Source organism: Phenylobacterium sp. (genome assembly GCF_030654915.1).
In the GTDB taxonomy this organism is placed as follows: domain Bacteria; phylum Pseudomonadota; class Alphaproteobacteria; order Caulobacterales; family Caulobacteraceae; genus Phenylobacterium.
In genome coordinates, this window is the sequence record NZ_JAURWM010000223.1 from 1 (window position 1) to 13,889 (window position 13,889).

At 68.7% G+C, this 13,889-nt stretch carries 14 protein-coding genes; 8 read left to right on the forward strand and 6 right to left on the reverse strand.

Annotated elements, in window-relative coordinates:
- A partial coding sequence (locus Q7T84_RS11310; RefSeq protein WP_304808817.1) for a DAPG hydrolase family protein occupies positions 1–544 on the forward strand: 544 nt, incomplete at its 5' end.
- A gap of 11 nt (positions 545–555) precedes the next feature.
- Here Q7T84_RS11310 and tadA read toward each other — a convergent pair.
- Positions 556–1,014 (reverse strand): tRNA adenosine(34) deaminase TadA, encoded by a 459-nt coding sequence (gene tadA, locus Q7T84_RS11315; RefSeq protein ID WP_370653650.1) that lies wholly within the window; start codon positions 1,012–1,014, stop codon positions 556–558.
- Between the two features lie 12 nt (positions 1,015–1,026).
- Between tadA and Q7T84_RS21150 the strand changes: the two genes are divergently transcribed.
- Together Q7T84_RS21150 and rsmD are read left to right on the forward strand one after the other, a co-directional pair.
- Positions 1,027–2,937, forward strand: coding sequence for a pseudouridine synthase (locus Q7T84_RS21150; protein WP_370653651.1), 1,911 nt, complete (start codon positions 1,027–1,029; stop codon positions 2,935–2,937).
- Positions 2,937–3,512: a 16S rRNA (guanine(966)-N(2))-methyltransferase RsmD gene (gene rsmD / locus Q7T84_RS11325; protein WP_304808819.1), complete on the forward strand. Its 576-nt coding sequence runs from the start codon at positions 2,937–2,939 to the stop codon at positions 3,510–3,512. Before Q7T84_RS21150 ends, rsmD begins: the two co-directional genes overlap by 1 nt.
- Here rsmD and Q7T84_RS11330 read toward each other — a convergent pair.
- The gene (locus tag Q7T84_RS11330; protein ID WP_304808821.1) at positions 3,495–3,770 is read right to left on the reverse strand and encodes a YjhX family toxin; all 276 of its coding nucleotides are present in this window, start codon (positions 3,768–3,770) and stop codon (positions 3,495–3,497) included. The two genes, rsmD and Q7T84_RS11330, sit on opposite strands and share 18 nt — an antisense overlap.
- A gap of 291 nt (positions 3,771–4,061) precedes the next feature.
- On the opposite strand from Q7T84_RS11330, the gene Q7T84_RS11335 reads away from it, so the two are divergent.
- The 4 genes from Q7T84_RS11335 (at position 4,062) to Q7T84_RS11350 (ending at position 8,615) form a co-directional block, all read left to right on the forward strand.
- Positions 4,062–5,096 carry a MerR family transcriptional regulator gene (locus Q7T84_RS11335; protein ID WP_304808823.1) on the forward strand — a complete coding sequence of 345 codons (1,035 nt, stop codon included), beginning with the start codon at positions 4,062–4,064 and terminating at the stop codon, positions 5,094–5,096.
- A gap of 201 nt (positions 5,097–5,297) precedes the next feature.
- Positions 5,298–6,908 (forward strand): ATP-binding protein, encoded by a 1,611-nt coding sequence (locus tag Q7T84_RS11340; RefSeq protein WP_304808825.1) that lies wholly within the window; start codon positions 5,298–5,300, stop codon positions 6,906–6,908.
- 61 nt (positions 6,909–6,969) lie between these two features.
- Complete coding sequence (locus Q7T84_RS11345; RefSeq protein ID WP_304808827.1) at positions 6,970–8,028, forward strand: DUF2157 domain-containing protein; 1,059 nt, start codon at positions 6,970–6,972, stop codon at positions 8,026–8,028.
- A complete protein-coding gene (locus Q7T84_RS11350; protein ID WP_304808829.1) occupies positions 8,025–8,615 on the forward strand; it encodes a GDYXXLXY domain-containing protein in 591 nt (196 codons plus the stop codon). Before Q7T84_RS11345 ends, Q7T84_RS11350 begins: the two co-directional genes overlap by 4 nt.
- 4 nt (positions 8,616–8,619) lie before the next feature.
- Here Q7T84_RS11350 and mutL read toward each other — a convergent pair whose 3' ends face one another.
- Complete coding sequence (gene mutL, locus Q7T84_RS11355; protein ID WP_304808831.1) at positions 8,620–10,485, reverse strand: DNA mismatch repair endonuclease MutL; 1,866 nt, start codon at positions 10,483–10,485, stop codon at positions 8,620–8,622.
- A gap of 65 nt (positions 10,486–10,550) precedes the next feature.
- On the opposite strand from mutL, the gene Q7T84_RS11360 reads away from it, so the two are divergent.
- Complete coding sequence (locus Q7T84_RS11360) at positions 10,551–11,525, forward strand: TraB/GumN family protein (protein ID WP_304808833.1); 975 nt, start codon at positions 10,551–10,553, stop codon at positions 11,523–11,525.
- A gap of 137 nt (positions 11,526–11,662) precedes the next feature.
- Here Q7T84_RS11360 and Q7T84_RS11365 read toward each other — a convergent pair whose 3' ends face one another.
- From Q7T84_RS11365 to Q7T84_RS11375, 3 genes are all read right to left on the reverse strand, one after another.
- Positions 11,663–12,220, reverse strand: coding sequence for a DUF3035 domain-containing protein (locus Q7T84_RS11365; protein ID WP_304808835.1), 558 nt, complete (start codon positions 12,218–12,220; stop codon positions 11,663–11,665).
- Positions 12,221–12,296: 76 nt separating this feature from the next.
- Positions 12,297–12,782 carry a signal peptidase II gene (lspA, locus tag Q7T84_RS11370; protein ID WP_304808837.1) on the reverse strand — a complete coding sequence of 162 codons (486 nt, stop codon included), beginning with the start codon at positions 12,780–12,782 and terminating at the stop codon, positions 12,297–12,299.
- 2 nt (positions 12,783–12,784) lie between these two features.
- Positions 12,785–13,889: class I tRNA ligase family protein (locus tag Q7T84_RS11375; protein ID WP_304808839.1), on the reverse strand; the 1,105-nt coding region annotated here is incomplete at its 5' end.

Sequence of the window (13,889 nt, forward strand, 5' to 3'; positions counted from 1 at the left end):
GTCGCACGCCTACGCGGGCGTCCGTGACGGCCACCCGGGTGACCACATCGATCCGACCGACCGCTCGGGCTGGCAGGGCAATGTGTCGTACGTCGACGAAGTCATCGGCGGTCAGATGGATCAGCTCGCCATCGCGCCGCAGGATCCAGCCCGGTACGGCATCGATCTCGCCCGCTTCGACGGCACGGCCGTCGTCGGGACCGTCGGCACCGTGTTCGTCCCAGTGAACGTCGGCCTGGCGTGCCACCAGATCCGGCGCACGAGCGGTGGCTCGGAGATGCGCAGCCGCTTCTACCTGAACGTCCTCGGCGTCCGGAGCCCAGACCCGATCGCGGCCTTGCGCGCGGTGCGGCGCGGCGTGGCCGAGACCTCCAAAGGTCTTGGCGCCGAGACGCCGCTTGTGGTCGCCGCCGCCAAGGCCGACTGGGTCGCCGCGCTGGCCTCGCCCCAAGCCATGTCCACGGCGCTGCAGACCGGCAAGGTGAAGATCGAGCGCGGCGACCCGGCCGCCCTCGGAGCGTTCCTGGACTTGTTCCGGGGGTAGGCCCCTTTGCGTCACTCGACCGGTTTGGTCTTTTTCTTGCGCCGAGCGCGGAAGAAATCTTTCAGCAAGACCGAGCTCTCTTCGGCCAGCACCCCGCCGGTCACCGACGGGCGCCAATGGCAGGTCGGCTGCTCGAAGAATTTCGGCCCATGGACGACGGCGCCGCCCTTCGGGTCCTCCGCGCCGAACACCACCCGGCCAATGCGGGCGTGGCTTATCGCCCCAGCGCACATGGCGCAGGGCTCCAGGGTGACGACCAGCGTCAGGTCGGTCAGCCGGTAGTTTCCAAGCTTCCGAGCCGCCTCCCGTAAGGCGACGATCTCCGCGTGTGCGGTCGGATCGTGGCTCCCGATCGGTCCATTGGCGCCCACCGCGATGACTTCCTGAGTCGCTGGATCGACAATTACCGCCCCAACTGGAGTCTCTCCATTTGCGGCGGCGGCTTGCGCGGCTCGAAGCGCGATGCGCATGGTGCGTTGATCATGATCCACGACCCCCAACGAAACGATGAGACGGCCTCCGGTCAAGGTGAGCGCGTCGCAAAAGCCTTGGCGAGAGCCGGTGTTGCGTCCCGCCGCGACGTCGAAAAGCTGATTGAAGCTGGCCGCGTCGCCCTGAATGGCGCCGTTCTCACCACCCCGGCCGTCAAGGTCGAACCTGGCGATATCCTGACAGTGGACGGCGAGGTGGTCGAACAGGCCGAACCGACGCGCCTGTTCCGCTATCACAAGCCCGTCGATCTGCTGACCACGCACAAGGACCCGAAGGGGCGCCCGACCGTGTTCGACGCCCTGCCGCCTGGATTGCCTCGGCTGATCTCGGTCGGCCGCCTCGACATCAACTCCGAGGGTCTTTTGCTGCTCACCAACGATGGTGAGCTGGCCCGCGCCTTGGAGCAGCCGACGACTGGCCTGGTTCGCCGCTACCGCGTCCGCGCGCGGGGCCGCATCACCCAGGCCGAACTCGACAAGCTGAAGGACGGCGTCACCGTCGAAGGTGTCCAGTACGGCCCCATCGACGCCAAGATCGACAAGGCCAAGGAAGGCCCGCAAGGCGCCAACGTCTGGCTCACCGTGGTCCTGGCCGAAGGCAAGAACCGCGAAGTCCGCCGAGTGCTGAAGTCGCTGGGCCTGCTGGTCGGCCGGCTGATCCGGTTGTCCTACGGCCCGTTCTCACTCGGTACGCTCGAGATGGGGCACATCGAGGAGGTGGGGCCCCGCGTGATCCGCGAGCAGCTCGCCGAGTATATCGACGATGAGAACATGCCCACGGGCGACCGGCCGCTGTTCACCGGCAAGGCGGGCCCCTCCGGCCGCCGTGGCGTGAGTGCGCCGTCCGATGGCGTGCCTAAGCCGAAAGCGGTCTATAAGGCCGGCTGGGCGACCCCGAAGATCGAGGTCAGGGTCCACGGCGGCAAGCCGCGCCGCGCCCCGCGTCCTGGCCAGGACGACACCCAGGCGCCTCTCGCGCCGCGCATGCGCTCCTCGCGTCTGGCCGAAGACAAGCCGGGCGGCATCAGGACCTTCACACCCGGCCAGATTCCGGCGGTGACGCGTGATCGTCCGCCGCGCGCCGCGGGCAAGCCCATCCATGGTCGCGCCAAGAGCTTCGATAGCAAACGCGATGACGGCCGCTCCGGCAATGCGCGGGGCCCCAAGCTCTCGTCCGCCCCGCCGCGCTCTGGGGGGCCGCGTTCGAGCTCGCCGCGCTCGGCGACCGGCGAACAGTCAGGTTATGTCCGCTCGGGTCCGCCGCGCGACGGCGCCGCACGTTCCGGGCCTCCGAGATCTGGCCCCCCGCGCTCAGGCCCGCCGCGTTCCGCCGCTGCCGGCGAGCAATCGAGCTACGTCCGCTCCGGTCCGCCGCGCTCGGGGGCCTCTGATGGCGCTCCGCGCTCGGGACCGCCGCGTTCCGGTCCGCCGCGTGATGGCCCCGCACGCTCGGGTCCTCCGAGATCTGGACCCCCGCGTTCAGGCTTCTCGGACGGCGCCCCGCGCTCGGGCCCGCCGCGCGATGGCCCCGCACGTTCGGGACCGCCGAGATCTGGTCCTCCGCGTTCAGGCCCGCCGCGCTCAGCGGCCGGTGAAGGCTATGTCCGTTCGGGGCCGCCGCGTTCGGGATCCTCGGACGGCGCTCCGCGTTCAGGCCCTCCGCGCTCGGGTCCACCCCGTGACGGCGCCGCGAGATCTGGCCCGCCGCGCTCGGCGTCATCGGACGGCGCGCCGCGCTCAGGTCCTCCGAGATCTGGTCCCCCGCGTTCAGGGCCGCCCAAGGATGGCGCGTCCAGGTCCGGGCCTCCGCGCTCAGGCCCGCCGCGTTCGGGGCCTCCGAAGTCAGGCGCTCCGCGTTCCGGCCCGCCTAGGTCTGGCCCGCGTGGACCCAAGCGCGACTGATGCGGATCGTCTCTGGAGAGTTCCGCGGCAAGGCGCTCACCACGCCGGCCGGCGATAAGACACGTCCGACGTCGGACCGGGCGCGGCAGGCGGTGTTCAATATCCTTGAACACGCCGCCTGGTCGCCCGGGGTTCGCGACCTGCGGATCATCGATCTGTTCGCTGGTTCCGGCGCTCTGGGCTTCGAGGCCCTGTCGCGTGGCGCGGCCTTCTGCCTGTTCGTCGAGACCGACGAGCAGGCGCGCGGCGCGATCCGCCAGAATGTCGACACCCTGGGACTATTCGGGCGCACGCGGGTTCATCGCCGCGACGCCACTGATCTGGGCGTGCGGCCCGGCGCCGACGGCCCGGCCTTCAACCTGGCGTTCCTCGACCCGCCCTATGGCAAGGGATTGGGCGAAATCTCGTTGGCCCGCCTGGCCGAGGGCGGCTGGTTGGCGGACGGCGCGGTGGTGATGTTCGAGCGTGGCTCCGACGAGCCGGACTTCGCCGTCGACGGCTTCGAAAAGCTGGACGCGCGCGACTACGGCGCCGCACGCGTCCACTTCCTCAGGTACTCACCAGTCTCTCATTGAGGTCCGGTTGTCGAGCTGACTGCGGAGATTGAGCAAGCCCTCCCTGGTGATCAGGTAGGGTTTGCCGTCCCGGCTGGCGATCAGCCGCTTCTTCTTCAGGCTCTTGAAGACAAACAGATCGCAGTCGCTCAGCGCCCACCCGTCGCGGGTGATGCACTCAGCTGCGATCAGATCGCCGCGCTCATTGCGTTCAATGACGATTTTGCCCCCTTGAGCCAGGGCGTGCAGCGTCCGTTGCTGCGGTTTCGAGATGTTCAATGGAATGTCCGACGTTCAGGCGTGACGAGACGCACCCGCGCAGGTCCCATGGGAGGGCGGGTACGAACGAACGGACCTGACAGCCGATTTAGGCGAGGACGCCGGCTCGGCGGTTAGGCCCGGGCCTCGAACGCAATCTCAGACATGATCTCTTTCCTGGTGGACGCGGCGATCATGGCGAAACGCCGTGCCGACGTCCAGTCGCCGGCGGCATGGCGCGCGAACGCTGGTTGACCTGGTCCCTGGGACCGCCCCGATAAGTGCAGCGGTCAGCCAACAACGAGGTGATTCGTGAGCTCTTCCGCCCGGTTCCTGAACCCGTCGCAAGCCGCCAGGCGGCTAGGTGTTTCCGCCAAGGCCCTGAGGCTCTACGAGCAGCGCGGCCTGGTCACCCCGGCCCGCACGGCCGCCGGATGGCGGGCCTATGGCCCCGACGAGATGGCCCGCGCCGGCGAGATCGTGGCCTTGCGCGCCCTTGGTCTCAGCCTCGCCCAGGTGGCGCGGGTCCTGGCTGGCGATCCCCAAGGCTTGGAGCCCGCCCTAGCCTCGCACCAGGCGGCGCTGGAAGCCCAACTGCGTCAACTCGGCGACAGCGTCGCAAAGGTTCGCGGCCTGCGGGCCGACCTCGGCCGGGGCCAGGCGCCGGCCGCCGGCGACTTGGCGCGGGTGTTAGGCTCGGCGGGTGGGATCAACGTCGCCTTCGATCTTCCCTGGCCCTGGGGCGGGGAGCGGTTCGAGCTGCGCGATATCCGCCCGCTGACCTACATCACCGGCCCGTTGGGTTGCGGCAAGACCAGGCTGGCCATGCGCTTGGCCGAAGCCCTGCCGGGCGCGACCTTCCTGGGGCTGGAGCGTTCGGCCGCTGGCGGGGCGGCGGTTCGCGCCCGCCTGGACGCCGACCCCGCCCTCAAGTCGCGGGTCGATCAGGCCTTGACCTGGCTGGTCGAGGACGGCGCCACTGCGTCCGACGCGCTGCTCATCCTGCTGGCCGATATGGAAGCCGAGGGGCTGACGGCCATCGTTGTCGACATGGTGGAGCAGGGCCTGGATGAGCCGAGCCAGGAAGCGCTGATCGCCCATCTGCGCCGCCGAGGCCCTGACGCCAAGCCGCTGTTCCTGATGACGCGGTCCTGCGCGATACTGGACCTGACCGCCGTGGGCGCCGGCGAGGAGATCATTCTCTGCCCGGCCAATCACAGCCCGCCGATCCGCGTCGCCCCCTATGCCGGCACGCCTGGCTACGAGGCGGTGGCTACTTGCTTGGCCTCGTCGGAGGTCCGGGCGCGGACGGAAGGCATGATCGCCTGGCGGCCGCCTTCCGCGTAGGCCGCGCCTCGTCGTCGCTCTGCCCAGGTCGTCTCTGGATACTGAACAAAAAATCACTTCCATTTCGATATGGAGACGATGACGTTTATATGTAGGTTTTATGACAGTAAAATTCGTTTCTATAGAATAATAGAGAACGCGATTCATCCGCCATTAGTCGAGTTTGTTTAAAGCCCCGCTTGAAACGCGGAAGGCTTCCAGATGACCGCCATTCTTCTAGACCTGATCCAGCCAGTGGCGCCGATCTCGCCACAGACCTTGGGCCAGGACGTCTACGACCGCTTCCAGGCCGAACCCGAGACTTTGGCCATCGCGGTCGTGGACGCCGAGGGGCGGCCCGTGGGGCTGGTGGAGCGGAACGCTTTCTTCGTGGCCATGGCCGCGCACTATGGTCGGGCGCTCTATGGATTGCGCCCGGTCTCGCTGCTGATGAGCGCCAATCCGTTGACCGTCGAGGGCGACACCCCGGTCGCGGAGTTCTGCGGCGAGGTGCTCGCTGAGCGCGCCGATGAGGTGATGAAGGGCTTCGTGGTGGTCAGCGGCGGACGTTACGCCGGGGTCGGCTCGACCCTCTCGCTGCTGAAGGCGACCAGCGCCGCGAACCGGGCCCATGCCGAGGAGATGACCCGGCTTGCCGAGACTCTGAACCAGGCGAGGCTCGAGGCGCAGAGCGCTCTGACCGCCAAGTCGCAGTTCCTGGCGGTGATGAGTCACGAGATCCGCACGCCGCTGAACGGGGTGCTGGCGATCGCCGATATCCTGGAACGCAAGTTGAGCGATGCAAGCTTGAGGCCCTATGTCGCGACCATCCAGGATTCCGGCCAGACGCTGCTGCGGCTGCTGACCGATGCGCTCGACTTGACGCGGGCCGACGCTGGGCAATTGGAACTCTCCGAGGACGGCTTCTGCGCGCCCGCCCTGCTCGACGACCTTGCGGCCCTCTGGTCGGCGCGGGCCGAGATCAAGGGGCTGAGCCTGGTGTTTTCCTATGACGGGGCCCCGGACCAGTGGGCGCTGGGCGACGCGGTGCGGATCAAGCAGGTGTTCAACAACCTGATCGGCAACGCCTTGAAGTTCACCCGACAAGGCGGTGTCGAGGTGGCGCTGAGGGTTCGCCGCGAGGACATCCATGTCCACCTGGAAGGCGCGGTGCGCGATACTGGAGTCGGTATTCCCGATGAGCGTCTAGCCACCATCTTCGAGCCATTCAGTCAGACCGAGGCGGGCGTGCGCGAGGGCGGCGCGGGGTTGGGCCTCTCAATTTGCCGCCAGTTGGTCGCGCAGATGGGCGGAACGATCGAGGCGCGGGGAAATGTGAGCGCCGGAACGACCTTCCGTTTCGAGTTCCCGCTGTTCGACGTGCCGGCGCCGACCGGCGCGGAGGCGGCGGTCGAGCCCGATCTGGTGGTAGCCGTTCCGGATGGCTTGCACGTTCTGATCGCCGACGACAACGCCACCAACCGGCTGGTGGCCGAAACACTGTGCGCGATGTTCGGCTGTACTTGCGAAACCGTGGAGGACGGCGAGCAGGCTGTGAGCGCGGCCGCCAGCGGCCGGTTCGATCTGGTGCTGATGGACATCAAGATGCCGAACCTGGACGGGGTCGGCGCCACACGTCGCATCCGCGCGATGGCTGGGCCCGTCGGCAAGGTCCCGATCCTGGCCTTGACCGCCAACGCCGACCCCTGGGACGCCGCGAGCTATCTGGCGCAGGGCATGGACGGGGTGGTGGAGAAGCCGATCAAGGCCGAGCGCTTGTTGAACGCCATCAACATGCTGTTCGCCGACGAGAGCCGGCGCGTGGCCGCCTGAGGTTGCGCCTACCTGCGGCTTAGGCGAGGGTCGGGGCCTTCGAGGCGGCCGGAGGGCGCAGATGGCGGGCTACAAGGATCGGCTGCAGGCTGATCTGGACAGGTGGATCGAGGAGGGGCTGGTTCCGGCCGGCAATCGCACCGCGATCCTGTCCAGCGTGGCCGACAGCCGGCGAGTGGACGCCTCTGTGGCCCTGGCGGTGATCGGCGCCTTGCTGCTCGGCGTCGCGGCCATCGCCTTCATCGCCGCCAACTGGGACGTGATCCCCCGACTAGCGCGGTTCGGCCTGATCCTGTCGCTATTCCTGGCGGTGATCGGCGCGGCGGCCTGGACGGCGAGAGACGGCGCCCGGCCGATCTTGACCAACACCCTGCTCAGCGTCGCGGCCCTGGTCTTCGCCGGGGCCATCGGATTGACCGGGCAGATCTTCGACATCGCCGGCGACCCGCAGCGGGCCCTGCGTAGCGCGGGCCTCGCCGCCGCCTTGCTCGCCATCGCTGGCCGCTCCAGCGGGGCGGCCATCGCGTCCCTGGCCCTGATCATGCTCGGCGAATTCGCCGGCGGCTTCGAGACCGGAACCAGCCGCTGGCTGATCTTCGCCGCCCCGGTCGGCATGGCCCTGTCCTGGTTCTGGAGTTCAAAGCCGCTGGCCCACATAGCCGCGCTGTCGCTGATCGTCGGCCTGCTCTCGGCCCTGTCGTTCCACGAGCAGACCTGGGGCGCGCCCGGGCTGATCGCCGGCGGCGTGGTGCTGGGCTGCTTGGCGGGCGCGGCGCGCCAGCTTTCCGACCAGCGCACCTTCGGCGTCTTCTTCCTCTGGTTCGTCTGGGGCGCTTTGGCGCTGTTCGCGGTCGGCGGCTTCGACGAGGTTAAGGGCGGCTACCTGATCGCCCACCGCGCGACCTGGCTGGTGCTCGCGGCCGGGGTCATCGCGCTCGGCATGAACGATCGCCAGAGCATGGTCACGGCCGCGGGCGTCGTGGCGATGATCGCCGGGGTCTGCACGATCCTGTTTGATCTAGGTCTAGGCCTGATGACAGCGGCGGGTCTGTTCGCCGCCTGCGCCATGATCGCGTTGGCGGCGGGCTTCCTGACTCGCTCGCGCAAGGTGGCCGCATGATCAAGCTGCTCCCCGCCCGGATCCTCGGCGCCGGCCTGCTGTTGGTCGTGCTGCTGGTCGGCCTTGTGGTCTATGAGAGCCGCGCCCGGACCGCCGGCCAGGAGGTGGTGCTGGCCATGGAGGCCGTCGATCCCCGCAACTTGCTGACCGGTCACTACGTCTCCCTGCGCCTGACCCAGGCGCTTCTCCCGGGTCAATCTTGCCCGCCGCGCACTCAGCCCTACAGCGAAGGCGGCTGGTTGGCCCTGGGCGCCGATGGAGCCCAGCACCGGTTCGTGGGCGCTGGCCCAACCCGCGAGGCCGCCAAGGCCAAGGGCGGCGACGTCCTGATCCGGGGCGGGGTCTATTGCTCACGCGTGGCGGTCGGCGAGGTCGGCGAAAGTCGCGAGGCTGTGACCCTAGACATCGGCGTCGACCGCTTCCACGCCGGTCAGGAGCAGGCCGAGGCGATGGAGGCGGCGCTGCGCGGGCGTCGTGATCCCGGCGCGGCCGCAGCCTTCGCGGTGGTGTCGGTCGGCGACGACGGTCGCGCCCGCCTGAAAGGCGTGATCCTCGACGGCAAGCGCACCAATCTCGATTGGTGGTGAGCCGCTACCGCCGCCCGAACAGCCGCTCGATGTCGGCCAGCTTTAGTTCCACATAGGTCGGGCGGCCGTGGTTGCATTGGCCGGAATGGGGCGTGGCCTCCATCTGGCGGAGCAGGGCGTTCATCTCCGGCGCGTTCAGCCGCCGGCCGGCCCGGACCGAGCCGTGGCAGGCCATGGTCGAGCAGACCTCTTCCAGCCGTTCCTTGAGCGCCAGGGCCTGACCGTTCTCGGCCAGGTCGTCGGCGATGTCGCGGATCAGGCCGGCGACGTCGGTCTCGCCCAGTAGGGCCGGGGTCTCGCGGACCAGGATCGCGCCGGGACCGAAGGCCTCGACCATCAGGCCCAGCGCCGCCAATTCGTCGGCGCGGGCGGCGACCCGCTCGGCCTCGGCGGGATCGAGCTCGACCACCTCGGGCAGCAGCAGCACCTGGCGGGACACCCCGCCCTGCGCCATCTCCACTTTCATTCGTTCATAGACTAGGCGCTCGTGGGCGGCGTGCTGGTCGACGATCACCACGCCGTCGCGGGTCTGGGCGACGATATAGGTCTCGTGCACCTGGGCGCGCGCCGCGCCCAGCGGGAAGTCGACTGGATCGAAGGCCGGGGCCGGAGCCTCATGCATCCCGGGCTGGTGGTCATAGGACGCCGGTGGCCAGTCCTGGGCCGGCTCGGCGCGGGCCGAAACCTGCGTCAGGCCAGGAATGGTTTGGGCCGCGGCCTGGACCGCTTGGGTCCAGCCGCCCATCTGCCAGGCCGAGAAGCCCTGAGCCGACGGCGCGTGGTGGGTTTGCGGCGACCAGCCGGGACGCAGGTTGTTCAAGGTCTCGCTGGCGACCGTGGTGGCCGCCCGGTGCCCGGCGCCGGCCAGCACGTGGCGCAAGCCGCCGACGATCAGGCCGCGCACCAGGGCGGGGTCGCGAAACCGCACCTCGGCCTTGGCGGGGTGGACGTTGACGTCGACTTGAGCGGGATCGACCTCGAGATAGAGCGCCACCAGCGGGTGACGGTCGCGGGCCAGGAAGTCGGCATAGGCCCCGCGCAATGCGCCCTGCAGCAGCCGGTCGCGCACCGGCCGGCCGTTGACGAACAGATACTGGTGGGCCGAGTTGCCCCGGTTGTAGGTCGGCAGGCCGGCGAAACCGGTCAGCCGCACGCCCTCGCGCTCATGGTCGATCTCCAGGGCGTTTTCCGAGAACTCGCGGCCCATGATGGCCGACAGCCGGGCGAGCCTACCTTCCGGCCCCTTGCTCTCGGCCGGTAGGCGCAGGGTGCGGCGTCCGTCGAGGTCCAGCGCGAAACTCACCGCCTCGTGCGCCATGGCCTGGCGCTTGATCTCGTCGGCGATGGCCAGGGCTTCGGAACGCTCCGACTTCATGAACTTCAGCCGGGCGGGCGTGGCGTAGAACAGGTCGCGCACCTCGACCCGCGCGCCGTGCGGACCGGGGAATCCGGAGGGGGAGACCTCGCCGACCGCGCCGCCCTCGACCAGGATGGCGTGGGCGTCGGCGGCGCCCTTGGCGCGCGAGGAGATCGACAACCGCGCCACCGAGCCGATGGAGGGCAGGGCCTCGCCGCGGAAACCGAGGGTCGAGATGTGCAGCAGGTCGTAGTCGCCGGCGTCGTCGGGGCTCAGCTTGGACGTGGCGTGGCGCTCGATCGCCAGGGCCAGTTCGCTGGCCGAGAGGCCCAAGCCGTCGTCGGCGACCAGGATACGGGTCAACCCGCCGCCGTCCGCCTGCACCTCAATGGAACGCGAACCGGCATCCAAAGCGTTCTCCACCAGTTCCTTCACGGCGCTGGCAGGACGTTCCACCACCTCGCCGGCGGCGATGCGGTTCACGGTTTCGGGCGGGAGACGGCGTATAGGCATGGTCACGCTTTGGTTAGCTGATCAGTATATGGCGATTCCGGGGGGCAAGTCTGGAAGGTGACTTCGTGAAACGTGTCCTCGGCCTGGCGCTCGCCGCCGCGCTCTTCGCATCGGCGGCTTCGGCCCAGGTTCCGCTGACGCCCAGCGCGCAGCTGCCGGCCGGCGCTGTCGATCCCAACGAGACCCTGGTCGAGGAGCTGGTCGTCACCGCCCGGCTGCCTGGGCCGGCTTGGTGGCGCGTCTCCGACGCCGACACGACCGTCTATGTGCTGGGCGCGCCGACCGTGGCGCCCAAGCGCCAGCAATGGGATCAACTTCAGTTCAACCGCCGCCTGGAGGGGGCCAATGCGGTGATCTTGCCGTTCACCGGCTTGAAGGTGAAGCTGGCGGGCGCGCCGGGCGCGGCGGTCAGCTACCTGCGCCTGAAGTCCGGCAAGCCGTTCGAGGACAGCCTCGACCCCGCGCAGCGCGAGCGGTTCGCCGCGGTACGGACCAAGCTGGGTCAGCCTGCCGACCACTACAAGACCAAGCATCCACTCGCCGCAGCCCTAATCCTCACTGACGACTATCGCGAGAAGGAGGGGCTAACGACCGCCGACCCGACCAAGCTGATCAAGCTGCTAGCGCAGCGAAGCGGGGTGAAGGTCGTGCAGCGTTCCTACGACCTTGGCCCGCTGCTGGGCGCGGTCATCAAGACCTCGAAAGCCGCTGGGGCGGCTTGCCTGGACGAGGTGATGGGCGAGATCGAGGCTGGGCCGGGGCGGACCCTGGCGGCCTCGCGGGCCTGGGCGCAGGGCGACGTCGCCGGCGCTCTAGGCGCTGAGCGCAGCTATGAGCGGTGCATCGCCGTCACCCCTGGGGCCTTGACCTTCGACGCGCGTGTGAAGGGCGATCTGACCAAGGACATCGAGGCCGCCCTGAAGACCCCCGGGCACGTGATCGCCGTGGCGCCCCTGCGCACCTTGCTGGCGCAGGGCGGCGTGCTCGATCAGCTTCGCGCCAAGGGCTACGAGGTGAAGACGCCTGGAGATGAAGATTGAGGTCTAAAATCCCTCTCCCCGCTGGGGAGAGGTTAGGTGAGGGGATCTGCCTCACCGCCGCAGTACGGTTGGGCCAAACGAGCCGCTTCGCGGCCCCCTCACCTAGCCTCTCCCGAGGGAGAGGAAAGCGACGCGCCCTACAGGCCCGGAAGCTTGATGCGCGAGGGCTTCTCGCGGGAGATGACCACCGCGCCGCCGCCGGTCAGCGGCTTGACGCGGGCTTCCTCTGCGGCCGGATCGATGGCCGATGGGACATTGTCGGCGGCCGCCGCGGTCGAGGCCGCACTAGGCTGGCCGTTGTTCCAGAACATCACCTTGTCGGCGAAGGACTTTTCCTTGTGGGCCAGGGCGCCGGTTTCATCGTCCACGACGTAGCGGATCAACGGGTCGGCCTTGTCGGCGCCGGCCTTGGCGACCAGCATCTTCTCGCCGTCCGAGCGGGCTTGAGCCTCGCGCTGGCCGAGCAGGGCGACGCGCGCGGCGCTTTCCGGCTGCAGTTCCTGCGGGCGGGGCTCGCCAGGCGCCGGCGGGCGCAGGGCGTAGTCGGGCGGCACCACGAGCGGAGCCTTGGACACGACGCGGAATTCGTCCGGCGTGACCTTGGTCATGCCCAGCGCGCTGCGCGTCGAGCTGCAGCCGGCGAGACCGGCGGCCGCCACCAAAGCGGTCGCGACGAGCACACGGTTCAGACTCATGAAACTAAGCTCCGAAAACCGCCCAGGGCGGTAAGGGAAGGTTGAATAGCGCATACGACGATACCCGCCAATGCGATTAAGAGGCCGATTCCTTACGCATGGAATCGAGCAACAAGAAGACCACGCCGATGGTGATGGCGCTGTCGGCCACATTGAACACCCAGGGGAAGAACCCCAGGCGTTGGAAATCCAGGAAGTCGGCGACCGCGCCGAACCGGATGCGGTCGATGACATTGCCTATCGCCCCGCCGATGACGAGGCCAAGGCCGATCGCCATGAATGGACGCTCGGTCTTGCGGGCCCAGACCGCCAGCACGATGGCGACGATGATGGAGAACGCGCTCAGCAACCAGCGGACCAGGTCGGCGTCGGCCCGGAAGAGCCCGAAGCTGACGCCCCGGTTCCAGACCATGGTCAGCGAGAACGGTCCGGCGATCGGCACCGAGAACCGCGCCGGAAGATCATAGACGAACAAAATCCAATGCTTGGACAACTGGTCGGCGATGATGACGAAGAGCGCGAGCGCGTAGGCCGTCCAGCCCAGTTTCGTGACTGCCTTCATGCTCAAGCCCGAACCGCGTCCCAGGCCGCGACCGCTTCTGCATCGCGCAGGCTGAGGTCGGGGTAGCGCGGATCGGAGCCGACTTCCGGCAGGATGCGCCAGGAGCGGGCGCACTTCTTGCCTTCGGCCCGCAACGGCTCGACGCTGACGCCAGGAACGTCGGCGAGGGCGAAGGCCCCGGCCGGACCTTCGCCGGCGCTCAGCGTCGCCTGGCTGGTGCGGAACACCTCGGCGGCGTCGAGACCGTCAAAGGCCGCGAGCAGGTCGGCGTCGGCCACATGGACGCGGGGAGCCGCTTCCAGGGCCGCGCCCATGCGCTTTTCGCGCCGCTCGACTTCGAGCGCGCCGGTGACCACCGAGGTGACCTGCTGGACCTTGGCCCAGCGAGCGGCCTCGGCGTCGTTGCGCCAGTCAGCCGGCGTCTGCGGGATGACCCGCATGCAGTTGGAGTGGGCGTCTGGATACCGCATGGTCCAGGCCTCCTCCGTGGTGAAGGGCATCAACGGCGCGAGCCAGGCGGTGAGCCGCTCGAACACGGCGTCCATCACCGTGCGGGCCGCGCGCCGGCGAAGCTCGCCGGGCTGGTCGCAATAGAGGCTGTCGCGGCGGATATCGAAGAACAGCGAGGACAGTTCGTTCTGGCAGAACTCGATGATCGGCCGGATCACGTCCTGGAACACATAGCCTTCGTAGGCGGCGCGCACCTGGCCATCCAGTTCCCACAGCCGGTGCAGGATGAACCGCTCCAGCGGCGGCATCTGCTCCAGCTCCACCGCCTCGTCCGGCGAGTAGTCGGCCAGGGCGCCAAGCATGTAGCGGATCGTGTTGCGCAGCTTGCGATAGGCGTCGGACGTGGTCTGCAGCACGGTCTTGCCGATGCGGCTGTCGTCCGAATAGTCGATCATGGCGGCCCACAGGCGGATGATCTCGGCTCCGGACTCGCGGATCACCACCTCGGGATCGACCACGTTGCCCTTGGACTTCGACATCTTCTCGCCGGCCTCGTCCATGGTGAAGCCGTGGGTGAGGATGGCGTTGTAGGGCGCGCGGCCGCGGGTGCCGGAGCTTTCCAGCAGCGAGGACTGGAACCAGCCGCGATGCTGGTCG

Coding starts and splice junctions, on each gene's coding strand:
- Q7T84_RS11365 (WP_304808835.1), bottom strand. CDS start 12,220: ATGAGTCTGAACCGTGTGCTCGTCGCGACCGCTTTGGTGGCGGCCGCC.
- Q7T84_RS11350 (WP_304808829.1), top strand. CDS start 8,025: ATGATCAAGCTGCTCCCCGCCCGGATCCTCGGCGCCGGCCTGCTGTTG.
- lspA (WP_304808837.1), bottom strand. CDS start 12,782: ATGAAGGCAGTCACGAAACTGGGCTGGACGGCCTACGCGCTCGCGCTC.
- mutL (WP_304808831.1), bottom strand. CDS start 10,485: ATGCCTATACGCCGTCTCCCGCCCGAAACCGTGAACCGCATCGCCGCC.
- Q7T84_RS11345 (WP_304808827.1), top strand. CDS start 6,970: ATGGCGGGCTACAAGGATCGGCTGCAGGCTGATCTGGACAGGTGGATC.
- Q7T84_RS11340 (WP_304808825.1), top strand. CDS start 5,298: ATGACCGCCATTCTTCTAGACCTGATCCAGCCAGTGGCGCCGATCTCG.
- rsmD (WP_304808819.1), top strand. CDS start 2,937: ATGCGGATCGTCTCTGGAGAGTTCCGCGGCAAGGCGCTCACCACGCCG.
- Q7T84_RS21150 (WP_370653651.1), top strand. CDS start 1,027: ATGATCCACGACCCCCAACGAAACGATGAGACGGCCTCCGGTCAAGGT.
- tadA (WP_370653650.1), bottom strand. CDS start 1,014: ATGCGCATCGCGCTTCGAGCCGCGCAAGCCGCCGCCGCAAATGGAGAG.